Source organism: Rhodococcus phenolicus (assembly GCF_001646785.1).
GTDB lineage: Bacteria > Actinomycetota > Actinomycetes > Mycobacteriales > Mycobacteriaceae > Rhodococcus > Rhodococcus phenolicus.
Window position 1 is genome coordinate 1 of sequence record NZ_LRRH01000017.1, and the last position, 22,441, is coordinate 22,441.

The following is a 22,441-nucleotide window of genomic DNA, read 5'->3' on the forward strand; positions in this document are numbered from 1 at the left end:
CACTCTCATCGAGGGAGCGACACGCCGCGGACCTGGCCGGATGCCCTCAGCCGATTCCCACCACTCCCCGGGACTTACCCCCGCAGCCCGGGCGCGGCCCAAGCAGTCCAAACTGGTTCGGAACACGGTCCTGAGGGAAGCGGTCGAGGAAGGCTTGTCCCGGAAGCTGTCGCCGGAGCAGATCTCGCATCGCTTGCGTCGGGACTTCCCCGACGACGAAAGCATGCGGGTGAGCCACGAAACGATCTACCAAGCACTGTATTTCCAGGCCCGTGGAGGATTGAAAAAGGAAGTGCAGCAAGCACTTCGAACCGGACGCGGCAGACGCAAGCAGCAGCGGAAACAGGACGAGCGCACCCACCGGTTCGTCGATCCGATGATCATGATCAGCGACCGTCCCGCCGAGGTCGCCGACCGGGCCGTGCCCGGGCACTGGGAAGGCGATTTGATCACCGGTGAGCTGAACAAGACCGCGATCGGCACCCTCGTCGAACGCAGCACCCGCTACACGATGCTGTTGCACCTGCCGAATGGGCACGACGCCGAATCGGTGCGGGACGCGCTCATCGCCACCATGAGGACCCTTCCGGAGCATCTGCGTGGGTCGCTGACCTGGGATCAGGGTGCCGAGATGGCCCGACACAAGCAGTTCAGCATGGCCACCGACATGGCCGTCTACTTCTGTGACCCGGCCAGCCCTTGGCAGCGGGGCAGCAACGAGAACACCAACGGGCTCCTGCGGCAGTACTTCCCGAAGGGCACCGACCTGAGTGTCTACGGTCCCGAGGATCTCGAGCATGTCGCTCAGGAGCTCAACGGTCGGCCACGCAAAACGCTCGGCTGGGATACCCCAGCCGAGCGTCTGCGTGATCTAATCACCACCAACTAACAGCGGTGTTGCGTCGACCCCTTGAAACCGCCAACTCGTGGGGCCTTCGCTGTGTCTGTATCAGCGGATGCTCTGGTCGCAATGGGCACAGCTGTGAGGCGGCAGGTGGCCCGAGCTAACAGTCAGCGTTTCGTCTGCTGGCCGAGGGCATCCAGGACTGCGTTCAGGTCCACTGCCACAACGAGGGTTGCCCCGTGCTGTCCTGTTACGACAGGAGTCGCGGGAGCGACTGCAACGTCGTCGACGTGAGCGCGGATGGAGACGACGCGATAGGCGCTCGTGTCGGTCAAGCGCGGAGTGATCGCCTCCGGGTGCTCGGCGTTCCACTCTGCCGCGCGTTCGATCGCACGGCGGATTCCACGACGCTCGGCCTGGTCGTAGCCCTTGGGGGCGTCGACAACGATGGTGAAGGTCTGGCTCTTGAACTCGTATCCGGTGCTGGCCTGGATCTCGACAGCGTAGGCGTTCATGCGCCCTCCTCAAGGTAGTCGGATGGATTGATCGGCAGTGTCTGCTCGCCAAGGTGTTTCGGATTCCGAGGCGTAGAACCTCGCGGTGTCGCACCGCCGAACACTCCACAACATTACAATAGGGTTTTGTATAGTTGCAACCCTCATCCAGATACGCACTCTGAACGACGAGTACGCCTTGCCTCCCGTCGCCCCACTTTCACCATTACCGCACCCCGAAAGGCGGCTATCGAAGAAGAACACCGGCGACCACCTGAAATGACCGCGCCCCTGTCATCTGTGGCGGGGTAGGCCAGACAACAGGGGCGACTTACTCACGTAGCCGGGGGGCGCTACGTGCGGTCGATATAGCACCACACGTACTGGGAATCGACCAACTGGGTGAACACTCCGGGGATATCACCGCGTTTCGGGTGTGCACAGATGGAGGACGAGCCAAACCACGGCAGCAACTGTCACGAGCGCGAATGAACCCGCTCCCATTGACAGTTGGTCAGATACTTGAGGAATCGATTCGATCACGAGCACAACAATCGCCAGCGTTGTGGAGGCACTCGCCGGGACGACCCAGGCGCGAAGCGGAGCCGCCAGGGTGTAGTAGTTGTGCCGGCCTTTCATGTGAGCGCGAGCGGCCAGATAGGTCAGCCCGGCAACAGCACGATGACGAGCAGAGCCAGACCGACAGCCAATCTGAGCTGTTCAATATGGCGGACGACGGCCCGCAGCGCGAGGAGCTGAATGAGGCCCGCGGCGGCACCGAGCGCGAAAGACCCCACCCGAATCCCTATGGATGACTCGTCTTCTGCGGCCAGCCACATCGTCACCGCGAATGCCGCGACCGCTACCGCCGTCAAGAGCCTGGAAGATCAGTGGTCGGCGGCGGTGGTGATGGTCACGACGGGCTCCCCCGTGTCGCCGGAGCCGATCTCGACGCCGAGGGTGAGCAGGTCTTCTCCGTCCAGGGCAGGCGCTGGGGTGAAGTTGAACAGCTGGAGTCCGGCGGCGCCGAGGCTCTGCGCGCGCAGGAGCGCTCGAGCGGCGTGGGCCAGGACGGTCCAGGCGCGGCCTGTTTCGCGGCGAAGCGCATCGTCGGCTTCCGGCCACGCGATGGCGTGCTTCCAGGCGCGATCGGTGATTGCGGTGGGCAGCAAGATCCCGAAGCGACGGGCTTCGGAGGTGACGTCACGCAAAGCACCACAGGCGAGAACGCCGGTTCTAGTGCCCTGGGTTGATTCGACTCCGTGGCTTTCTGGCAGCAGTTCGGTCATAGATCCTCCAAGTGTGTCGGTGTGGTGATCAGTGCAGCTGGCCGCATGCGGCGATCTCTGCGAGTCGCTTCTGCTGTTCGCCGATACCCTTCGTGCCTGCCAACGGTGTGTGTGCATGAGGCCAGACCTGCTGCGCGAGCGTGGTGTAGTCGCGACCACCGAACAGCACGACGTTGCGATGGTCGAGGAGCCCCTGGTCGGCGGCCTGCTCCCGGAGTCGTTCTGCTGTGATCGATCCGGGCTGGCCAAGGCGCAGGTTGTACGGCTCGATCAGGTGATGCAGCGGTACCAGACCGAAGCGCGCGGAGAGGATGCGTGTGGCATTCGGGCCCGCGAGCGCGGCGGCCGCACGCAGGCCGAGTCGGTGGTAGGTGCCCGTGTAGCGCTGCCCTGCCGGGATCTTGGAGGGGGTCGGGTCTTTCGTTGCTCCGCAAGGCACGATGACCAGGGGTTCGTCCGCGCGGGCGGCGGCAGCATCGTGTGCGAGATGGTCGGCGACAGTCCATCGCAGCCAGTCCCAGCCGGGACGGTCGGGCAGGTCGAAGCAGTTCTGCGAGTGGGCTGCGACGAGGAACGGGGTGCGCCACAGCCGAAGATCAGTGTTGGGCAACGTGGTTTCGACGCCGTCGTGAGGCCGGAGGAAGCGGGTGTGCAGGGGTCCGATCGAGATCGGGAATCCGATGTATCCGCCGCCGCTCTTCGGACCGATCCCCGGCAAAGACTCGACGAGTCCGATGTCCTCGATCAGGGCACGCCAGGGGCCGGCGGAGTCAGAGTCGGGTCGTCGTAGCGGAAAGTCGGGGTGTAGATCGGCGACATTACGTTGTGCGCTGCTTTCGTCGTTGGAGTTGGGGCGACCGCTCACCAACCAGACCAACATTACATTACATTACTTCTTTGTATTGTTTGGCTCGGGTTCGATTGCACTAGATGATAAGTGACATCAGAAATCGACCAAGGACGGACAGATGGTTCGACGAATCGTCGCCATGTCATCCGAGATCCCCACCGAAGGGACATGCCATCTGGGCGCTCATGGCTGTTGCGGGCGGGTGCGATGATCGCGCCTCGGCCTGATGATGCGATGCCTTTCGGGCAACTCGCCTACAGTTGCGCCCCTTCGCCCGCGGGGAACACGAAGACGGAATCCACCCACCACCACAGCTCGGCGCCGCTGCGGCCGCTGGAGGAGCGTACCGGAAGGCGCACCTGGGCGAGCCAGCGTCCGTCGCAGACCCTGATCCAGGCGTGCAGGGTCGCTCGCATTACCGATTCGAGCCGAATACCCCCGGCCCTCACACGCAGTGGCAGGCCATCGACACGAGTGAATCCTCTGCGGCAGGTAGAGCTCGGGAGACATCGACCATCACCTCGATGGGTTCGGGTGGCCGCCACAGGATCGGCATGCCTGGAAACTGCTCATCCCAGTCGTCGAGTCCGGGACCGGTCACTGCGCAACCTTCAGCATTTCTGGGGCTGCCGGTCGCGAAATCCATCTGAGACCGTCAGAGTGGCCGGTGAGCGTGATGTTCCCTCGTTGCGGCAGCCGTCCCCTGGCACGCGCCTCGACGGTCAGGTCCAGCCCTGTGATGCGGCCACCGTCTCCGCCGCCGAGACCCCGATAGCCGGCCACCCGAGCGTCGAGGTTCAGATCCACAGTCGGCCAACTTCCGTCGGCAACAACGAGTACCGCGCCGTTGTTGCGGGTGCGTGCGGAGACGGCACGTGCACGACTCGGAGGGATGCTGGCACCACCGAGCGAGAGAACAACCAGGTCGAGTCCGTCCAGGAGCACGGCGGCCACGGCGAGGGGGTCTGCACCAGGGTCGGGAACGAGGGCACATCGAGCGAGATCCGCTCCCATTTCCACGCCGGCGAGCAATCCGAGGCTGGGGCTTCCGATCACCCCTGCCCAGCCTCCCGAGCCGGTCACCGAGGCCAGGAGCCCGAGCCGAAGAGCCGTCGCGCCGGTGACGTGCACAGTTGACCCTCGGAGCAGTCCGCCGTGCGGAAGCAGGGGCGCGAGCGGTTCGGGGACAGGGAGGACTCCCCGTGCCGCTCCGAAGGCCGGCGGCCGGGCTGTTTCGGTGTGCGGCCCGCGCGCGGTCGACGACGGACGCAGACGTGGGTCATTCGGCCGGCCGGGAATCGCGGCAATCCGGTTTCGCAGGTGCGCGATCGTGTCGACCTTCGACTCCACAGCTGATCACCCCTTAACTCCGCCCCTTAGCGTAGAACACATGTTCGATAGATTGAGGCATATCCATATGGGAGCTAATACCCCATACGTCTTCGGGATGTGACGTCGCAGCAGGTCAAACACCTTTTCCGATCAGGGCGATGCCAACTCCGACGTGACCCAGCGCTCAGCACGGCGCCGTGCGCCTGGACCGAAGTACATCTGCTCGATCACCGATTGCGCACTGACATGGGCATAGGGAATCACGGCCAAGATCCGGCCGGACTGCACAACCCAGCGGCCGTACTCTGCGCGAGAGAGATTCACGGTTTTCTCCTGCCGCCCGGTTCGACCGCAGACGGTAAGTCTCATCCAGGGGACATCAGACGATCGTCGACACTGAAAGGGGACGTGCCATAACCGCAGTTCAGCGGTCCATTCTTGAGTGTGTCAGGAAACAGAAACCAGCAGCTCGGAGGGTTCGCTGCGCAGACGCCACCAGAGCCACAGCCCCAATGCCGCAGCTACCGGCACGAGAGCGAAGATTCCGGCGGTAATGGCGCTCGCGGCCGTCTGTGACGCCCTGTCGACTTCTTCCTGCGTCTGGAAGCCAAGCATGGCCGCGATCGCCGACGCCACCGCCATTCCGCCCACTACGACGACCAGACCTCCGAGCGCGGCAGTCCACCCGAAGATCGCCCACGGCGACCAGAAGTACCGCGGAGGGACTGCACCTCGGTTTCGGCAATCACGTTGCTGCTCCCGGAACTCCGCACGACGAGTGCGCACGCCTTGAACGAGGAACCACACGCCGGCAGCGAGACCGATGCTGATCACGACCGAACTGACTGCGTCCTGGACCCGCGCAGGCAACCCCAGAATCGAGACGACGGGCAGCGCCCCGAACGCGGCCAGGATCAGCAACCAGGCTCGCCCGTAGAAAACGGCTGCACTGCCGTATCGAGGAGCGACGCGGGGCGCCCAGACGAACCCGCACGCTCCGCCGACGATCATCATCGCGCCCGTTGCTACTGCTTCGACCTGCAATTCGCTCCCTTTCGCTGTGATGCCTCGGGCCCACTCGAACCAAAGAGGGGATGTGCCACCTTGGCAGGACGCAGCGCATTTCACCTACTGGGTGCGCTCAGGTCAGCGCACCACCGAATCCCCGGGAAGGCAGCAGGATGCCGACCCGATCGCAGCGGCGTAGCGCGGCTCGAATCTCGGGGCCAGCCCAGCGAGGCGCCAGTAATCCGGCGTCGTCTGCGCGGCACCGATAAGTGCGCCCGCAATGCAGGCGATCGAGTCCGAGTCCCCATTGCTGGTCGCCGCCCAGGCAAGCGCCTGCGGGCCACCCCAGTTATTCCCGGAGCTGATCTGTCGGTCTTCCGGCAGCGTGGCCAGGTCTGCGACGAGGAGTCCCAGTGCGATCGCGCTGGCTGACTCCCACCCTTCGCCGATGCCCGTGCACGGGTCGCCGTACTCGGTCGTGTCCACCAACGCGAGGCGGTCCAACGTCTCCGCGGCCGTGACGAGGATGTCCACAACATCATCGTTCAACCCCTCGACCAGCACTGATGACACGTCCCCTCGGTAGGGGGCAAGGACATCGGCGAGGTAGGGATCGGACAACCACTCGCTCACACCGTCGAAGATCCGCTCGGCCGCGGTCAGAGCGCGCTCGAGGAATCGGCCGCGGCGTTCGGGAGCGTGCCGGACCGCGTCAGCGAGCAGCAGTGCCGGCACGATCGCGCGAGGGTGCTTGTGGGTGATCACCGCCTGGAGAGCAGTCAGTCCCCGCCAGTACGGCTCGGGAGCGAACGCGGCCGGCACCAAGCGCATCACGGCCCCGCAGCCGGCAGATTCATGTGCACCGTCCTGGTCGTACCAGCGCGCGCCAGCACTCAGGTTCGACAGTGATCCCATGCAGGTGCGGCCTGGGGCGCGATTGTTGTCGGGGTCGAGCTTCCACAGAGTGAAGTGCCGGACGATGGCGGCGGTGACCGCCTCGATGTCGTCGAAGTCGGCGACCTCGGTGAGCGCATCGTGCAGGGCGAGGGTCATCTGGGTGTCGTCGCTGATGATCCACTCCCCCGCAGGCGCCGGCACCGGGTAGGCCGGCATCGAAGCGTAGGAGGAGAACTCGACCTGGTAGCCCCAGGCGTCGCCGGCAGCGAGACCGGTCAGTGCGTTGCTGTACCGCGCGAGCTGAACGGGACGATCGGCAGTAGGTGCGGTCAAGGCTTCTCCCCGTGTTGTTGGTTCTCGTGTTCGAGTTCGTTGGCCGCGGTGCGCACGTACTCGATCTCAATGAGATCGAGGTCGGCGACACGGCCGATGTAGTTTGCGATGTCGTCCGGGCTCATCCCCTGGGCGAGGTATTCACGGATGTCGTCGAGCTGTTCGTCGGTCAACTTCGAGTTCATGATGCCTTCTCTCACGAGGGGGGACGTGCCGTCATCCCAGTTCAATGATGGTTTTTACGCTACTGCCTTGAGCGGCGGATGCGTACCGCCATCGGCTTCGGCAACCAGGTCCTCAGCTACGAGCCACACCGTGGGCATGCCGTGGACACCGTGGTGATCGACGCGTACACAGCGCAGATCGGTGCCTGTGGGCACGATGACCTCGTCTTCGCCGCTGTGCAGCGAGATCGACTTGACCGGCAGCCCAGAGCGGGTACGGATGACCATCATGTACGGCGGATGTCCGGCGAATCCCTTTGCGGTTGCCTGTTTGGTCGTCGTACTGGTGACCTTGCCGATCTGCATCTTCGATCCGACCGTGAACGTGGCATCGATGTACTCGGCGGCTGTCCCCTTCCATCCGCTCGGCACACGGGTGCCCCGCATGACGGTCATCGGCTCGATGTTCGGGTTGTGCTCGTTGAACTTGTCGAACGCCGACTCGATCCCCGACACCGTGGTCTTCGTCGACCCGGAAGGGTTCGGATCACGGCCGGTGATTGCAGCGTTGATCGCGTGGTAACTGCCGCCGGTGTAGGTCGTCAGCGCGCTGCGTTCGGACTTGTCGAGCACCTTGTTCACGAACGTGGCATTGTGCGCCGTCAGTTTGGACAGGTCGGAGGTCTTCACCTTGTCGCCGCTGACCGAGAACCCCCACGCCTTCAGATCGCCGGCACGCTGATGGATCACCGCGTAGTCATCGGCGGTCTCTTTGCCGAAGGCCCTGATTCCACTGCGGTACAGACTCTTGTGCTTCTCCTCCCCCAGGCTCTCCGGCGGAATCTTGTGGTCGAAGTGGGGAACCACTCCGCCACCACGAGTTTCGGTGCCCAGCGCGCGGCGATGCGCACGGACGTATGCCTGCTTGGCCTGCGCCGTGGACTTGCCAGCAGCCAGCGCTTGGGCGTGGGCCTTCTCCCCCGCTGCGATCGCAGCCTGCTCCCGCAGCCGCTTGTTGTGCCGTTTGACGCCGGCGTAGATGTCGGCACGGACCGGGCCGGCTCCGACCGAGTCGGTCAACTTCTCGACAGCGCCGTTGTAGCCGTCGTTGATGATCTTCTGCTGGATCTCGGCGGTGGGGGCTTTGCCGGCGGCCGACTGGCGCGCGACGTTGAGCAGTACGTCGCCGCGAATGGCGTGTGCCTGCCGCTGCATGTCGGTTGCGCCCTCGGGCAACGCGCCGGGGTCGACGAGGATCGGGATGCGATTGGCCTTGGCCAGGGCATCTTGTTTTCCGTTCGCGGTGGCCACCGGGTAATACGCGTCGCCCTTGCGCTGAAGGACGACGAAGTCGCTGTATCCGCGGCGAACGATAGCGGTTCCTCCGTCGAGATAGCGGCCTTCGACCTGTTCAACACCCGATCCGGTTTCCATCGGAATGGTGCCGGCCTTGTAGATGTCGGTGTCACGCGCGACGCCGGTAGGTGCCAGAACCGGTCCCTCGGCGATGGCGGCCGTTGCTTCAGCGGCGTACTTACGGTTGTACGACCGAGTGATCGCGGCGACCTCGTCGCCGGTGAGGATTGCGTAGTACGCGTCGCGCTCTTCGTCGCTGCTCATGTCCTCCCGCATGCCGAACTTCGCGGCCGCCAGATCGTCGCGTGATTCGGCCTGCCGCCGTTGAGCATCGACATATGCGTCCTTGGCCTTATCGAGCAGTTTCTGCTGCTCGGCGACAGCTTCGGCGGTACCTGTTCCTGCCTCCAGCTCCTTCTTCGTTTTGCGGAGTCGGGTCCGGTAGCGGTTGACCGCCTTTCGCGCTTCGTTCTCATCATGATCGGCCGCGGCGACGTTCTCTTCGGCGGCATCGAGAGCAGCCTGAGCCGGGGTGATCTTCAGCGCCGCGAGCTTGTCCCGCTCGGCCTTTGCCTGTGCGATCAGTAGTTTCGCGCTGGGAGGGTTAGCGTGCGTGCTCGGCATGGGCGTCTTGCCCAGGATCTCCGGGTCGATTCCGAGCCCTTCCATGAACTCTTTCAGAACACTCGGCGGCGCAGCCAGAACGGCAGCTGCGGACTCCACCAACCCTTGTTCCTTCAGATGCTCGACGACCTTCCTGCGCGCCTCGCGTGCAAGTCGGCGATTTCCGTTGGCTTTCGCAGCAGCTTTATAGCTCCCGCAACCCGGGCATCGACGGCCTGATCCATGAGATTTAGAGCGGCACATAGCCGGATCGTACTGGGGAGACGGCACGTCCCCCCTACCGGCCTGCATGCGCATTCGGCCGCAGAGGACGGGCGGAAGCCCAGGGAGGAGACGAAGGTTCACCGCGGCACGTGCGCAGCCGGTCATATCGCTCACCTCCCTCCCGTTCGCACCGGCCTCTCGGCCCCGCACGCTTACATGACGTCGACCGATCCACCGGTCCAACTCAACCACAACATTACAATGATTATTTGCATTGTTACAACTCGGTACGCAGTCTTTGCGGGAGCGAAAACCCCTGCATCGGCAGGGCTACCCATCAATCAGACGCTCTATCGGGAAGGCCGCCGAGATCTGCCCCATCGGTCGCGAGCGGAACGGTAACAACCCACACCGGACTCTTGTTTGTGTCCGCATGCCGGCTAGCGGCAGGAGGGAGCTCGTCGACCTTAGTCAGACCCGCGATGAGATCGCCAACGGCCGGCGCGACCTCATTTGCTCCCGCCCCCACCGCTGCTGCATGCGTTGCTTCCGCGCGAGCGGGGGTGCCGACCAGGTCGCCGAGTCCCGCGAAGACCAATGCGCTCAACCCCACGAGCACACCAACGCCCACAGCCTTGGTCACAACGTCACACGCCCCGCCGCAGCGGCCCGCACCGCTTGGGTACGCAGCAAGTCACGGTCTATCTCCCCGCTGCTCAACGCATCAGGACGGTGCCCGACGTGGAAGAGACCATCAACGTGAGGGCACGCGAACACAGCCAGACCCTTCTCCCCCCGGTGACGCCTCCGGACCGCCCGCGCGTCACCGCGGGTGAGATATCCCCGGTGAGCGCATGTAGCGCACCAGGTCCAGCGGGCAGACGGATTGTGGGCACGGGAACTCATACGGCACGTCCGATCTGAAGATTGAGCCAGTCGGAGAGCCACTGGATGGCATTTCGCCCGGCGTTGTCGACCACGAGAGTGTTGTAGTTGGTGTGAGCGCCAGAGGTGAAGAAACTCGCAGCACTGAGCCCTTCACTGACCAACGCGGCGAGATCCTGAGCACCCTGGGATTGCGAGAGCGTGACCAGAGAGTCCGACAGCTGCGGAAGATCCAGGTTCGCGGCCTGGGTGGTGATACTCGTCGATACAGCGTTCGCCTGCTTGCCCAGCAGCTCCGGCGGGGTCTTGGTGGCCTTACCCGAGAGCATGTCAACCGCAACGGATGCCAGGTCCAGCCCCACCGGCAGCAGGCCGCTCATTGCAGCTCCCGCACCGACTGGATCAGGCGCGATTCCCGGCGGCGGGAAGAGTTTTTCGAGAGCTGCCCACGCGATCTCCTGAATCTGACCAACGATGTTGGCCAGTCTGATCACATCGACGTTCGACAAGATCGACGACACGAGGGCAGCGATCTGTGTCGCTCCGGATGGGTCCGGGATGACCGCAAGGATTTGCGAGACCCACCGCATGTCGACCTCCGCCGCCATCTTCACCAACGGCGAGAACTGGTTGTTCAACTCACCTGCGATCTGGTGGGCTTCTTGCGCGTCGAGCGCAGCGACCTTCTGCGGCAGCAGGGCCAGGTTGTTGAGAATGCCGGGCAGGTCCAAGGAAGTCACGCCGGTAGCGACGTTGAGGACCTGGTTGACCACCACGGTCGGTTTGAGCACCGACAGCACACTGGTGGCCGAACTGAGCGCATCAACAGGGGTGGAAACCAGCGGTGCGACCTGGCCGGTCAGCAGGTTCGCATCGTCGGCAAGCGTTTGAATCTCGGGCGCAGAGGACGGGAGACCGGCGGAGGCATCCCCGGTCAGGGTGCTCGCAGTGTCGGCGATCTTGAGGGCCGCACTGAAGGCGCTCTCGAGGTCGGATTGCCCCGCGCGGGTGAGGACTTCACTAGCATTGTGCTCGGCAGTCCCGACCGGTGCGGCGGCGAGCTGACCGTTCGCCGCGGGGCTCGCTGCACCGGAACTGAGGAGATCGGTCAGCGGAGCGAGGGTATTCGCGATGGATCGGGCGGTATCGGCCACCTGGTCGATATCAACAGTGGGTGCCGTCAGCTGCTGCCCGAGAGTGGCGACCTTGGTACCCAGGGCCGGCAGATCCGCATCAGAAAAGTCGGAGGTCAGAGCCGCGGCGAGCTGCGTGTTGCCCCCAGGCTCCGCAGTGGGGACATCACCGACGCTTGAGCTCTTGCTCAGGATCGACCCCAGTGAACCGAGCAACGGGCTCGATCCCTTCTCGATCGAGCAGTACAGATCCCCCGGGTCGCAGATCGAGGCGACGCGGCCGGACAAGGCCCCCATTCCCTGGGGTCGAGGATCAGCGATGCCTTGCCCGGAAGTGCGCGGACCTACAGTCGCTGACCCTTTCGTTCCTGCTCCAGGATCTGCCAACAGACCGACTGCGAGTACACGGCTGGCGTCGATGGGTCCTCTGCCGTTGCCGATGTCGGAGGCGATGTCGCCGGCAGCGTCCGCGCCCTGCGAGTAGCCGATCATCGTGAACTTCGTTCGGGGGCACGAGTTCGCGACGTCGGCGAGAACCTGCTTGGCCTTCGACACCGCGTCGGCCTTGCTGTCGGCGTAGGTATGACCGTTGTCGAAGGCTCTGGCCATGTACGGCAACGTGTAGACCTCGACAGCACTGCCGTGGGTGTTCTCGAGCGCGTCTGCAACCGGCTTGAGCATGCCCACCGGCTGACTGGGATCAGCGTTCTCGTCGGTCTCCCAGGTGCCGGGAATGAAGAGGTTGAATGTCGACGCGCAATGGGTCGGAGCCGCATGTGCAATCGCGGGCACAGTGAGTAGCACCCCCCCGCTTGCGACGGTCGCGGTGGCAACCAGCGCAACAGTGCGGCGGGACCTCCAACGTCTGACAGGCATGGGCACCTCTGATGGCCGAATGGGAATGTGCCTGCATACATTCACCCACAACCGGGATTTTCCCCAACGGGGTGAACCCTTCATCGGACCACATTTGTGCCTCTTGAACTGCGCAAATATCTAGCCTCAATGACATGCACAAAACCGCCGAGGGCCGCCTCGCATAGCGGAGCGGCCCTCGGTGACAGTGCCTCAGTGCCAGGTGACGTCGAGTTTGTCGATAGCATCGAAGTGGAAACCGAACTGATCACCGTAAGCGTCGAAACCCTTGTTCTCCGGATAGTCAAGGGTGGCATGGCGTTCGAGGATTGCCACGACACGCGCCTGATCGTCGTTGGCCAGTGCCGCAGCGAGAGCTTGAGACTCTTCGGCACTGAATGGGACGTCGGAGTTACCGAAGTCCAGCGTGCGGGTGCGGAAGTCGTATCCGGCTTCATCACCATTGCGAACATGCACGCGGCCGGTGACACGGATGGTGGCGATCTTCGGGGTTCCATCCGGCTTGAGAACGCCGGCCTGGTGCATGGTGACCTGAGCCTTTGCGGCCTTGAGCTTGGACTTTGCGTCGTTGCGCAACTCGTTGGTCTTTCCCGACATGTACTTGCGCACCGACGACGGGCTGCGACCGATCTTCTTCGCCACCTCGTTGACCCCGCCGAGCCGCGCGATTGCGGCGCGGCGCTGCGCGAGTTCGGCGATCGACGTGTGAGGAATGCGGTCCTGCTGCGCCCACCGGCGCAGAGTGCGGTCCGACGGAGGCTTAGCCCCGGCATCGATCGCGGCCTGGCGAAGACCGTCGTTGCCGATCTCGCTACGCATCTGTTTGATCGGGACCTTTGCGGTCAGGCCGGCCAGTCCACTACTGGATTCCTGTGCCTTGGCCACCCCCGCCGCCGCGGCCGCGGCGACCTTGACCTTCATGCCGTCGAGACCGACGGCCTTCTGCACCACGGACTTCGATCGGGGCTTGGGAAGATGCAGTGCCATCTAGTCCTCCTCGTCCTGGGAACCGTAGGCCGCAGCGATCGTGAGGCGAACATCGTGGGTGGTCTCGGCCGCGGCGAACGACAGGATCATCTCGTCGGTCAGCTCTACATGCTTCTCCAAAGTCATCTTGCCCAAGGCGTCACTGTCGTCGGCGATATCCTGCCCCTCCCCCACCAGGTAGACCCAGGAGTCGGTCATGGTGCGGATCGGCCAGCGTCCGGTCTCGCGGGCGATGCGCATCGCGACGCGGCGGCCACGCCAGCGGCAGTGCGCCATGATCGCCGCCCGCCACAGCGGTTGATGGTGGTGCTGCATACGGGTGGCGGTCCACATGTCCGGGTTGACCATCCGACCGACGTAGCCCTTGTAGCAGGCACCGAGGAAGCGCTTCATCGCCGCATCATTGGTGTCGACGGCCACCGCGCGGGCCTCGCGGAGCACCTTGGCCCACTTGTCGAGGGCACGGCCTTGTTCTTCGTAGACCCAGGCTTCGGTGATGTCGAGATCGTCGAGGTCCAGGCCCATCCCGCCGTCTGCGATCGGTGCGCACAGCCCGTCGAGGCTGACTGTGGTGATCCAGGTCTGCACGGGCTGGTCGTCGAGCATCGCCGGATGGGGCAGCGGCAGCTTTGTCGGCAATGCGTACTGCCCCGCGGCGGGCAGGGTCACGCGCCAGATCCCGAAGGGGGGCTTGTCGGCTGCGGCCGCGGCCGCGGCGTCGGCGCCGGTGAGGTTGCGAACCCGGCCGTAGCCGAAGGACAGCATGCCGGCGGAGGCCAGGTACGCGGCGCGCTGGTCGATGGTCACCAGTGCCGTGGCACCGTCGAGATCGTCGGTGTCGGGAATGCGGGACCAGCCCGCGGCCGGCTCGAAGTCCCCACGCGGTCCACCGTCGATCGGCGGGATCGGGCCGCCGGCGGTGACGACGATGCCCTTGCCGGTGTGGAGACGTTCGCGGCGGATCTTGTCCAGGACCGCAGCGCCGGTGCGAGCGGGAGTAGGCCCGGGCAGGGTGTCGAGGTGTTTGGCGGACCAGGCCAGGCGGCGGCCGAGCTCGCGGGCGGCGGGCAGGTCGTCGTCGGGCAGATAGGTGCCCACGGTGGGGTTGCCGAGGATGCCCATGTCTCCGACCCGATTGCCCCATCCGAAGTCCTTGTTCCAGTACGTCCACACGTACGGCTCGAGGATCAGGTCGACCATCTGGGTGGCGGTTCCGACCTTGCGGATCAGGTGCACAACGAATCCGGGCTCGCCCCGCAGCTCCCAGCCGGCAGCGATCAGCGGCGGCAGTGTCGCCGCGATGGCTTCGGTGAGTTCGGATGCGGCACGTTGACGGAGCTGTTCGAGGTCGTCGACATCGTCTTCGCTGCCAGGATCGATGGTCCACCCGAGCTGGGCGCAGGAATCGATCCCCACGAACCACACCTGTGCGGTGAGTCCGTGCGGGGTCAGCGCTGCCCAGTGCAGCAGCTTGTCCAGCTTCTCGATCGAGTCGACCGGACCGGTCAGTCGCGCACCGGAGGGGGTGTAGGTGGCTTCGGCAGTGACGATGATTGCGTGGCCGTCGGCATCGGTGGTTACCGGCAGCGATTCCCACGGTCGCGGATTGAGTTCTGGTGCCTCGACTGTGGTGCCGGCCTCTTGTTCCGTGCCGTCTGCGTCGGGCTCGGGGCTTTCTTCCGGCGCCACCGCAGGCTGCATCGTCTCGGGCTCGGGACTCTTGGGTTCTTCGTGATCCCCTTCGTCGGGGAATCCGAAGAGGGCGAACTGTTCTTCTCCCCTGCGGTCGGTCATCAGCTGGTCACCAGCTCGCGTTCTTCGACGTGTTCGCGACCGAGGGAACCTTCGCCCAAGTCAGGCAGCGGCGGCATGGCGAAGCCAGCCTTGAGCGCTGCCTCTTCTGCCTTCTTGTAGCGACGCAATGCGGTGCTGGTTGCGACACCACCGGTTTGCTCGGCGATCGCCGCGAACGTCAAGTCCGGAGTGCTGATCTTCATCCGCGCGGTCTCGCGTACTTCGTCAGAGAGGCCGGGAACCTGGTCGATGAACTCGAGGAGCACGCGGGTGCTCTGCTCAGGCGCCGGTGCTGTTTCGACGATCGCGGCCGTTGCGGTGTCATCCGCAACAACCATCTCGGGAGTCGGCGACGGCGTGCCTTCAGGTGCAACGGATGCAACGTGGTGCGCAACAGGTGCAACGTCGTGCGCAATGAGTGCAACGTCGTGCGCAACAGGCGTCCGCTCGGACGCAGCGGCGGCGTCGCTGCTCCACTCGTCGGTCTTCGTGACGGGTCCAGGTTCGGCGGGTTCCGTTGAAGTCCACGCAATGGTGGGGGCTGACGTTGCAGCGGCACGGGGATCGGCGCCGGAGATGTCGTCAGGTGCCGCAACGGACGTCGACGTTGCATCGGCAGCTTTGACCAGTTCGCTGTACTCGGTGAAGGCCGATCCGATGGCCTTGATGAGGATGCCGATGCCATGTGTGAAGGCCAAGACCAGCAACGGAGGGATCACCGCGATAATCGGCGCAACCGTCGGTGCAAGGGGGTTGAACCCCAGGATGGCGCCTCCAGCGATGGTCTGTGCAGCATCCTGCGCGGCCCGATAGGCGTGATACGCATTGCCTGCAACGCTCACGAACACCACGGCGATCAGAAGGCAGAGGAAGAAGTTGCGCCCCTTTGCGCTCCCGCTGATCTTGCTCAGGACGATCACAGCAATGGTTGCGCCGAGGATTCCGCCGTCAACGATCGCAGGGAAAATCCAGGCGTGCTCAGCGGGGAGCATGCCTTGCACAGCGAGGTCCTTCAGGACGGAGAACGAAAGAATGAATGCGCCGGTGGTGATCCCAGCGGCGAGCAGTGCCGCGAGGAGCACCGCTGCAAGAAGTCCGTACAGCTGAAGTCGCGCCGCGCGGAGATTAAAGTCGGTCATAGATCGGGGTTCCTTCCACGGTGGTCCCGGTCGCAGAGGCCCTGCCGGGTACCAGCCGGCGGGGTCTCATTGCATAGTGGCTGCTGGAGGATTCGGGGTTGCGCAATTGCGCAACGGCGCTGGTCGAGGTGTTGCACCACGTGCAACGCCCATACTTGTACCCATATCCCCTATGCCCCATATGGGCTATAGGTTGACTCCCTGCGCCGGAGGCGGGAATGCCTCGCCGTTGTTGAAGTCGGACTCCAGACGCTTGCACAGCTGCTCGATCGCAATGCGGATGAACTGCTGCTGGCTGGTGATGCCGGTGCGCGGGCGTGTGTGCTCCAGCGTTGCAACCATGCGCTCCTTCAGCTCCTCCGACACCGAAAGCAGGATGTCGGTGGTGGCGACCTTCCGCTTTTTCGGAGCGGGTGCTGCCGGTTGCGCAACGGAGGCCGGCGTTGCAGCAGCCTGTTGCGCAACGGGGGCCGGCGTTGCAGCAGCCTGTTGCGCAACGGGGGCCGGCGTTGCGGAGATTGCGTCGTCGGCCGCGAGGGATTCCCTGGCTTGTGCAAACGTGTTGCGCGCCCTGCGAGGCGTCGGTCGCGTGGGTTCTGGGATGCCACTCATCAGGAAGCCACCTTCTCGAGGATCTCGGTAAATGTCGCGTGGAGGTTGCGCGCCCAGGCCGGCGACTTGGGATGTTGATCGAATCCCATGCCGACGTTCGTGAGCTTGGAGATGTCGGCGAGTTGCGGGATGAGGTCGCCGAGAATCGCAATGCCGTCCTCGGCCGCGTACTGCTTGAGGTATTCGATCGACTTGGCATGGTCGCCGCGACGGCCGTCGACCCGGTTGACGACCACGCCTGCAAGCGGGAGCACTTTGTCCATGTACTCGGCGATGTCGTCGAGAGCGTCCCGGATTGCGTCGAATCCGTCGAGAGCATCCTGCTCGGGCTGCACGACGACCAGGACGTTGTCCGCGGCGTACAACGCACTGCGCGAGACCAGATCGATCGCAGGGCGGCAGTCGATCAAGATGTGGTCGTAGTCGCCGGAGATCTTCTTCAGCGCCCGAGCGAACGCCATCTCCCCGCCCGGCTTGGTGCCGAGCTGGTCGCTGACCGCCTGCAAATCGCCGAACCCGCTGGGAAGCACATGGATCGCTTCCCTGCGCGCAGGAATGATCGCCTCCCGGGCCGGAAGGTCCACATTGCGATCCAGAACATCAGCGAGCGATTTCGGTGAAGGTTCGGTCGCCGAGTACCCGGTGAGATGCTTCGTTGAGTTTCCTTGCATGTCCGCATCGATCAACAGACATGACTTTCCGGCCGCGGCCGCGGCGTGGGCCAACCCATTGGCGACGGTCGTCTTGCCCACCCCGCCCTTGAGGTTGGCGATCGCGGTGATCGTCATTCCCTCCCCTTTCGTTTCCCATATGGGTACTAATATTAGCTTATATATACTCTATGTACTACAGGATAGCTGAACTTGTCTTAGAGAACATGGTATGCCTCCAGCACAGCACAGATCACCTATCGGAAGTTTCTATCTGGTTCGCATAGGTATGGTGTGCTCAATTTATCTACCGAAGTCTGTCATTGCAGCAGCTCATGTGCGCTTTTATCTGCTCAGGCAACGTTTGATGAGGCATGATCCCCAGCACTCCCGATAGCGCCGGTGCGCCGATTGACTCCGCAGCTGACAGCCCGCTCCCCTATAGGGGAGCGGGCTGTCAGCGGGGCTGGCTACGTGAGTAGGCCAGAGGAAGCGACGTGAACGTTGGCGCGAGCGGGGCCTGTGACTTTCACGCCGCGCGCGACAGCGGCGCTGGCATCTCCAGAAAGACGCACGGAGGAAGAGTCGGCCGCGGTGACTCGAGCACGATCGCTGGCGTCCACCCGTGCATGGTCGTACGCAGCGATCTCGGTGTCGTCTACCGCAACGACGACGACCGAGTCGCAGGCACTGACTGCGGCGTAATTCCACGCGTGAACGGTGCATTGATCGAATGCGTGAACAGTGGCATGGGTGTAGGCATGCACTGTTACTCGTCCAGTGACCTCTACGAAGGATCTTCCGGTCGCAACGATCTGCGCGGTGGCCGGCAGGGGAGTGGAGAGGTGGATTCGGACCTTCGACGTGCCCACGATCCGCAGCGTCCACTCATGCTTCGCCCGCAGTTCCTTTTCGGACAGGTCGATGACCCGATCGCCACTGTCGACCACGATCAGCTGCGCGCCATTCCGAAGCCGTTCTCTCACTGAGTCCGCGTTGCGAGAGACCTTCCGCCTCTCGTCTACCGATCGGCTGACCAGGACACGGGGATGCGAACGGGGGGCCTGCTTACTGCTCATGGTCACTTCCGTCCTCCTGCTCGCTCCAGGCTCACGCGACTCGTTTCGTAGCCTATGCACTCGTTGCCTTCAGGCCAGCGCTTTTGGCCCGGCGTGGCCCATTTCCCGAACGCCGTGACGCGCTGAGCAGGTCCGATGGCACGTCCCCCTTGCGTAGTCATCCGACACGTACCGAGGCCATAGCGCGGGCCGCCTTCTTCGCTGCCAGGTCAGCTGTCAACTGCTCGCGAATCGCTCGTCGATGCTCGTCAGAGGCCGGAGGTGCCAGCTTTGCCGAGACGGCCGCGCGAGTCCGTCGGTGGGCCTTGACCAGGCGGTAGGCCGCCTCGGCCGGGCATTCTCCGGCCAGTTCGCGGCCGTGGATCTTGCGCTCGGTCAGGGACGGGCTGCTCCAGTCGAGCTGGGAGAGCCGGAACGCGAGCAACCTCAGCGGGGAAGTCATCGTCTCGGCTGCCGGCCACAGCCAGCCCCGGGCCGCACCATCGTGGTTCAGGGCCTGTGCGATGTCGGCACCTGTCCAGCGAGTTGTGTCGATTCCCGATTCGACGAGCAGGTCGCAGACCGATCCGATGTGGCCTCGACGCTTCCCGGTCGCCTCATCGAGGCCGACGACGGCACGCAGTGCTGGGACGCGTTCGACCAACTCCGCTGCTGCACGCTGGAGCGTCAGAGGACGAATCCTGGTCGGTGTTGAGTGTTCTTCGCCTGCGCGCTCGTGCGCTTGGTGATCTTTCCTAACGGAAAGACACACGAGAAAAGAACCCCTAGAAGATTGGGGTGCGGAACGCGGTGACCTGCGCGGGACCGACGAAACCGGGCGGAAAGTGGACGCTCCCGTCTTCCGTGCTCGCCGCGCCGATCGGCGCTGTGACCGCCTCTTGGGCTTCTCCGGGGCGGGCATAGCCTCCACTGCCCAGAGCGGCGCAGACAGCGCCCACACGCTCGCCGCGCCGCTCTGGAGCCGTGTCGGGGCCTGTCCGTGGGCCTGGGCGTAGAGACGCGCCGCAGCCTCTCGTTCGTGGCCGTTGAGCTTCTTCCCGCGGGCGAGTTCTACGCCGAGCTCGAGCGTCTTGAGGACACGGCGGCCGCGCTTGAGTTGGTCGGTCGACAGCTTCGACCGACTGGCAAGGGTGGCGAGGGTGGCTGCTACGTCACGGCCGGTGGGGGAGTCTGCGTACTCGGCATGAGCCGCGCAGACCTTCAGGAACGTCTTTGAGGCGATGCCGTGGTGCTTGAGAGCGGTCTTCCCGCGGTCGGTGTTGGCAGCGATCCACTCGCACAGCGTCAGCCAGTACCGGCGGCTGTGCCAGGTCGGGGTTCGAGCGCAGGCGCCTGCGGGAACAGGCAGCGTCAGTGCGGCGCGCGCGCCGGCTGGCTGGGCTTCGAGCAGGTCCTGGACGGCTGCCTCGGCAGGGTCGTCCTGGTCCTGAGCAGCTTCGATTGCAGCGACGTTCGCTACCGCGGCAGCAACGATCGCTTCCCATTCCTCGTCAGCGAAAGGCTGGGGGAGGGGGAAGTCGACATCACTGACTTCGGGCGACACGCCGGGGGTCGTAGAAAACTGAACGGTTGAGCCTGTTTCAGGGTGTGCGCTACCCTGAGACGTACCGGTCAAGGTAAGTCCCTTCGGGGAAGCAGTAACGAGTATCTGAAGCGCCAACTTCGGACACTCACCCAGAGCGTGATCGTCCTGCCAGACGATCTCCCTCAAGTGGTGAAGGATCTTCCAAATCCTTCGGCGGATCTCCTCCTGAAACCCACCCCCACCTGGGGGCTTCTCTTTTTTGGGCTATATCACTGCACTGTTTAGTTGCTGGGCCTTTCCGTTGGATCACTCAGTCATCGGTGTACCTCCTGTGTTTTCGACCCACTACAGCACCCCATATCTCACCATGCGCAGGACTCTCCGAAGCGGAGGCACGCATGGGATTGGTGAGACGCATGTAATCGGTCATGCGCTCTGTCGACCTTGCGGCAGGAGGATCGACTGAGCGAATACGGCGACCTGCCGGATCTGTTCGATCGAGGCTGTTTCCGGATCGGACGCCACGAGGCCGACAGTGTCGGCAATCGCAGCGAACCCGCCGGTGACAGTGAGCCGAGGAGAGGACAGGACCAACGGTCCGTGCATCTCCACCAGCTCGTCGAGGTCGCAGAGGATGGCAGCTGCGCCTTCTCGGGCGAGACGACCTTTCATCCGGCCATCAAGAGCGAAGAGCGTCCATTCACGGCCGTCTCGATCGACAGCAGCCTGATTGCTTGCCCCGGGCTTCATGCGGCAGCCGACCCGAAGAGCGTCAGCTGATCACTCGCAGCGGGCATCGGAGCAGTCGCCGTGCAACCAGCCGCGCGGCGCCGAGCACGGCTGTTCCGGCCCTTGGTCTTCACCCCGCGCCGGTCTGCGTACTTGTCGAACCCCTCGATATCGATCTCGGCGCCCTGAGTGGAGAACAGCCGGCCGGCCAGAATCTGGTCACTGATCTTCTCACCGTTGGAGAGCCTGCGTTCCAACTCCGTGGCGCACTGGGCCAGCAACGGGCACTGTGCACACGCGGCGACGGCCTGTCGCCACGGGGCGGACTCGTTGCCCGTGACAGTCCACGCAGTCCCTTTTCCGGAGCACAGGCCCTTGCCCGCCTTGATCTCACTGATGGGGGCTTTGAACCGGGTTTCGAGCTCCAGGGCGATACGGCGCGAGGTGGGGCACAGCCGCACGCTCGGGGTGTAGACGAAGCCACACCGGCGGCAGCGACCGGTGCCGCAGTGCTCTCGCTGCATCGAGCGGAGCTGGGTCGTCGAGTAGTTGCTGAGGGACTTGGTGGGCGCACTCGTCGCCATCTTGCGCAGTGCCTCGGCGACGGGCGGGCACAGCGGCTGTTCCTTGGAATAAACGAAGTGGCAGGTCGTGCACGCGGTCTCGGTCATGTTCGGCAGGTGCCGAGCAAGGATGTGGCGCGGATCTTTGCTGCTAGAAGGTGCGCTCCGGGTCCCTTGGCGAAGGGGGGCCGGGCGGGCCGTCACTAGGCGTAAGGGCCCAGTGCCAACTAACGTGTTCATCGCAGGCTCCATATCTGCAATCGAGGTCGCGGGGGGCTAACCCGCGTTCCTCTGGCTTGTCCGACTGCGTCAACAGTCGGCTTGCACTCTGAACGGTCCCTCAGCTGCGTCAACAGCTGGGGGACCGTTCCTTTTCTGTGTTCAATTCCACCACCCCGCTACCCTTATTCTATTCAGCCATAATTCTCTGCCCGTATGCGCACATCGTATCGAGAGGGTTGCACAGTGTCTAGCGATGACCACTTCACGAGGAGGACGCGCACGGTGAGCCGTCGAGTCATACGGGGGTTCAGCCCGGACGCATTGCGCCAAGCGCGGCTTGAGGCGGGTTTTGTGCAGACAGAAACTGCGCGACTGGCCAAGGTCGGCACCGAGACTCTTCGTCGCTGGGAGAGCGGTGCCGCTTCTCCCCAGGTGGACCTGCTCGCACGCGTTGTCGAGGTGCTGGGCGTGACGATCGCCGACGTCGTGTTGGTCCCGGAGGACGATCGCTACCCGGGAGACTTCCGCGTGCTGCTTGGCCTGACGCAGCCTCAGCTCGGCGCCAAGGCTGGCCTCCCCACTCAGACGGTGAGTTCGGTGGAGCGTGGCGTGGTTTCGCTCTCGGATTCTGCGGCGCAAAAACTGTCCGCAGCCCTCGGGATCTCGGAAGACGAGCTGCGTGCGGCCCATGAGCGTGCTCGGAATAGGCCGCCGGGAGCGCCTGCGTAATTGTCCTGCTCGTGAAGCCGTGGCGCGTCTCTCGATCCTGGTGCTCGCTCTGTGCATGCCGTCCTCCGATTCCTGGTAGCTGGAAGCAGGCCTCACGATTTTTCGTGGGCCTTCTGCTTCCAG

At 64.2% G+C, this 22,441-nt stretch carries 23 protein-coding genes; 2 read left to right on the forward strand and 21 right to left on the reverse strand.

Features of this window, described 5'->3' with window-relative positions; all coding sequences use genetic code 11:
• The coding region (locus tag A8G15_RS06340; protein ID WP_245687729.1) for an IS30 family transposase at positions 1 to 889 on the forward strand (889 nt) is incomplete at its 5' end.
• Positions 890 to 1,011: 122 nt separating this feature from the next.
• Here A8G15_RS06340 and A8G15_RS06345 read toward each other — a convergent pair.
• The 21 genes from A8G15_RS06345 to A8G15_RS06445 form a co-directional block, all read right to left on the reverse strand.
• Positions 1,012 to 1,359, reverse strand: coding sequence for a hypothetical protein (locus A8G15_RS06345; RefSeq protein ID WP_068156839.1), 348 nt, complete (start codon positions 1,357 to 1,359; stop codon positions 1,012 to 1,014).
• Between the two features lie 641 nt (positions 1,360 to 2,000).
• A complete protein-coding gene (locus tag A8G15_RS32210; protein ID WP_281180601.1) occupies positions 2,001 to 2,135 on the reverse strand; it encodes a hypothetical protein in 135 nt (44 codons plus the stop codon).
• A 90-nt stretch (positions 2,136 to 2,225) separates the two neighbouring features.
• Positions 2,226 to 2,627, reverse strand: a complete 402-nt coding sequence (locus tag A8G15_RS06355; RefSeq protein ID WP_156665271.1) for a hypothetical protein — start codon at positions 2,625 to 2,627, stop codon at positions 2,226 to 2,228.
• Between the two features lie 28 nt (positions 2,628 to 2,655).
• A complete protein-coding gene (locus A8G15_RS06360) occupies positions 2,656 to 3,507 on the reverse strand; it encodes a DUF6884 domain-containing protein (RefSeq protein ID WP_245687730.1) in 852 nt (283 codons plus the stop codon).
• Between the two features lie 415 nt (positions 3,508 to 3,922).
• A complete protein-coding gene (locus A8G15_RS30460) occupies positions 3,923 to 4,078 on the reverse strand; it encodes a hypothetical protein (RefSeq protein WP_156665272.1) in 156 nt (51 codons plus the stop codon).
• On the reverse strand, positions 4,075 to 4,608 hold the full coding sequence (locus tag A8G15_RS06365; RefSeq protein WP_156665273.1) for a hypothetical protein: 534 nt from the start codon (positions 4,606 to 4,608) through the stop codon (positions 4,075 to 4,077). The genes A8G15_RS30460 and A8G15_RS06365 overlap by 4 nt, the downstream gene beginning before the upstream one ends.
• A gap of 351 nt (positions 4,609 to 4,959) precedes the next feature.
• A complete protein-coding gene (locus tag A8G15_RS30465) occupies positions 4,960 to 5,133 on the reverse strand; it encodes a hypothetical protein (RefSeq protein ID WP_156665274.1) in 174 nt (57 codons plus the stop codon).
• Positions 5,134 to 5,256: 123 nt separating this feature from the next.
• Positions 5,257 to 5,853: a hypothetical protein gene (locus tag A8G15_RS06370; RefSeq protein WP_156665275.1), complete on the reverse strand. Its 597-nt coding sequence runs from the start codon at positions 5,851 to 5,853 to the stop codon at positions 5,257 to 5,259.
• 102 nt (positions 5,854 to 5,955) lie between these two features.
• Positions 5,956 to 7,047, reverse strand: a complete 1,092-nt coding sequence (locus tag A8G15_RS06375; RefSeq protein ID WP_068156852.1) for an ADP-ribosylglycohydrolase family protein — start codon at positions 7,045 to 7,047, stop codon at positions 5,956 to 5,958.
• Positions 7,044 to 7,232, reverse strand: a complete 189-nt coding sequence (locus tag A8G15_RS06380) for a helix-turn-helix domain-containing protein (protein WP_012476975.1) — start codon at positions 7,230 to 7,232, stop codon at positions 7,044 to 7,046. The genes A8G15_RS06375 and A8G15_RS06380 overlap by 4 nt, the downstream gene beginning before the upstream one ends.
• Positions 7,233 to 7,286: 54 nt before the next feature.
• Positions 7,287 to 9,290: an ADP-ribosyltransferase gene (locus tag A8G15_RS06385; RefSeq protein WP_342671553.1), complete on the reverse strand. Its 2,004-nt coding sequence runs from the start codon at positions 9,288 to 9,290 to the stop codon at positions 7,287 to 7,289.
• Positions 9,291 to 10,297: 1,007 nt separating this feature from the next.
• Entirely contained in the window at positions 10,298 to 12,289 is a 1,992-nt protein-coding gene (locus tag A8G15_RS06390; RefSeq protein WP_068156858.1) for a cutinase family protein, read from the reverse strand.
• Positions 12,290 to 12,481: 192 nt separating this feature from the next.
• Positions 12,482 to 13,276 (reverse strand): hypothetical protein, encoded by a 795-nt coding sequence (locus A8G15_RS06395; RefSeq protein WP_068156861.1) that lies wholly within the window; start codon positions 13,274 to 13,276, stop codon positions 12,482 to 12,484.
• The gene (locus tag A8G15_RS06400; protein WP_068156864.1) at positions 13,277 to 15,070 is read right to left on the reverse strand and encodes a hypothetical protein; all 1,794 of its coding nucleotides are present in this window, start codon (positions 15,068 to 15,070) and stop codon (positions 13,277 to 13,279) included.
• On the reverse strand, positions 15,070 to 16,209 hold the full coding sequence (locus A8G15_RS06405; protein ID WP_068156867.1) for a DUF2637 domain-containing protein: 1,140 nt from the start codon (positions 16,207 to 16,209) through the stop codon (positions 15,070 to 15,072). Before A8G15_RS06405 ends, A8G15_RS06400 begins: the two co-directional genes overlap by 1 nt.
• A 186-nt stretch (positions 16,210 to 16,395) precedes the next feature.
• Entirely contained in the window at positions 16,396 to 16,821 is a 426-nt protein-coding gene (locus tag A8G15_RS31685) for a hypothetical protein (RefSeq protein WP_245687732.1), read from the reverse strand.
• Positions 16,821 to 17,609: a ParA family protein gene (locus A8G15_RS06415; protein WP_024100448.1), complete on the reverse strand. Its 789-nt coding sequence runs from the start codon at positions 17,607 to 17,609 to the stop codon at positions 16,821 to 16,823. Before A8G15_RS06415 ends, A8G15_RS31685 begins: the two co-directional genes overlap by 1 nt.
• 332 nt (positions 17,610 to 17,941) lie before the next feature.
• Positions 17,942 to 18,550 (reverse strand): hypothetical protein, encoded by a 609-nt coding sequence (locus A8G15_RS29695; RefSeq protein ID WP_082899698.1) that lies wholly within the window; start codon positions 18,548 to 18,550, stop codon positions 17,942 to 17,944.
• 157 nt (positions 18,551 to 18,707) lie between these two features.
• Complete coding sequence (locus tag A8G15_RS30470) at positions 18,708 to 20,093, reverse strand: replication protein (RefSeq protein ID WP_156665276.1); 1,386 nt, start codon at positions 20,091 to 20,093, stop codon at positions 18,708 to 18,710.
• A 408-nt stretch (positions 20,094 to 20,501) separates the two neighbouring features.
• Positions 20,502 to 20,825, reverse strand: a complete 324-nt coding sequence (locus tag A8G15_RS06440) for a hypothetical protein (protein WP_068156879.1) — start codon at positions 20,823 to 20,825, stop codon at positions 20,502 to 20,504.
• Positions 20,822 to 21,475 carry a hypothetical protein gene (locus A8G15_RS06445; protein WP_245687733.1) on the reverse strand — a complete coding sequence of 218 codons (654 nt, stop codon included), beginning with the start codon at positions 21,473 to 21,475 and terminating at the stop codon, positions 20,822 to 20,824. Before A8G15_RS06445 ends, A8G15_RS06440 begins: the two co-directional genes overlap by 4 nt.
• Before the next feature lie 411 nt (positions 21,476 to 21,886).
• On the opposite strand from A8G15_RS06445, the gene A8G15_RS06450 reads away from it, so the two are divergent.
• Complete coding sequence (locus tag A8G15_RS06450) at positions 21,887 to 22,318, forward strand: helix-turn-helix transcriptional regulator (RefSeq protein ID WP_068156929.1); 432 nt, start codon at positions 21,887 to 21,889, stop codon at positions 22,316 to 22,318.
• Positions 22,319 to 22,441 lie beyond the last annotated feature (123 nt).

Coding starts and splice junctions, on each gene's coding strand:
- A8G15_RS06345 (WP_068156839.1), bottom strand. CDS start 1,359: ATGAACGCCTACGCTGTCGAGATCCAGGCCAGCACCGGATACGAGTTC.
- A8G15_RS06355 (WP_156665271.1), bottom strand. CDS start 2,627: ATGACCGAACTGCTGCCAGAAAGCCACGGAGTCGAATCAACCCAGGGC.
- A8G15_RS06360 (WP_245687730.1), bottom strand. CDS start 3,507: ATGTTGGTCTGGTTGGTGAGCGGTCGCCCCAACTCCAACGACGAAAGC.
- A8G15_RS06380 (WP_012476975.1), bottom strand. CDS start 7,232: ATGAACTCGAAGTTGACCGACGAACAGCTCGACGACATCCGTGAATAC.
- A8G15_RS06390 (WP_068156858.1), bottom strand. CDS start 12,289: ATGCCTGTCAGACGTTGGAGGTCCCGCCGCACTGTTGCGCTGGTTGCC.
- A8G15_RS06395 (WP_068156861.1), bottom strand. CDS start 13,276: ATGGCACTGCATCTTCCCAAGCCCCGATCGAAGTCCGTGGTGCAGAAG.
- A8G15_RS06400 (WP_068156864.1), bottom strand. CDS start 15,070: ATGACCGACCGCAGGGGAGAAGAACAGTTCGCCCTCTTCGGATTCCCC.
- A8G15_RS06405 (WP_068156867.1), bottom strand. CDS start 16,209: ATGACCGACTTTAATCTCCGCGCGGCGCGACTTCAGCTGTACGGACTT.
- A8G15_RS31685 (WP_245687732.1), bottom strand. CDS start 16,821: ATGAGTGGCATCCCAGAACCCACGCGACCGACGCCTCGCAGGGCGCGC.
- A8G15_RS06415 (WP_024100448.1), bottom strand. CDS start 17,609: ATGACGATCACCGCGATCGCCAACCTCAAGGGCGGGGTGGGCAAGACG.
- A8G15_RS29695 (WP_082899698.1), bottom strand. CDS start 18,550: ATGAGCAGTAAGCAGGCCCCCCGTTCGCATCCCCGTGTCCTGGTCAGC.
- A8G15_RS06440 (WP_068156879.1), bottom strand. CDS start 20,825: ATGAAGCCCGGGGCAAGCAATCAGGCTGCTGTCGATCGAGACGGCCGT.
- A8G15_RS06445 (WP_245687733.1), bottom strand. CDS start 21,475: ATGACCGAGACCGCGTGCACGACCTGCCACTTCGTTTATTCCAAGGAA.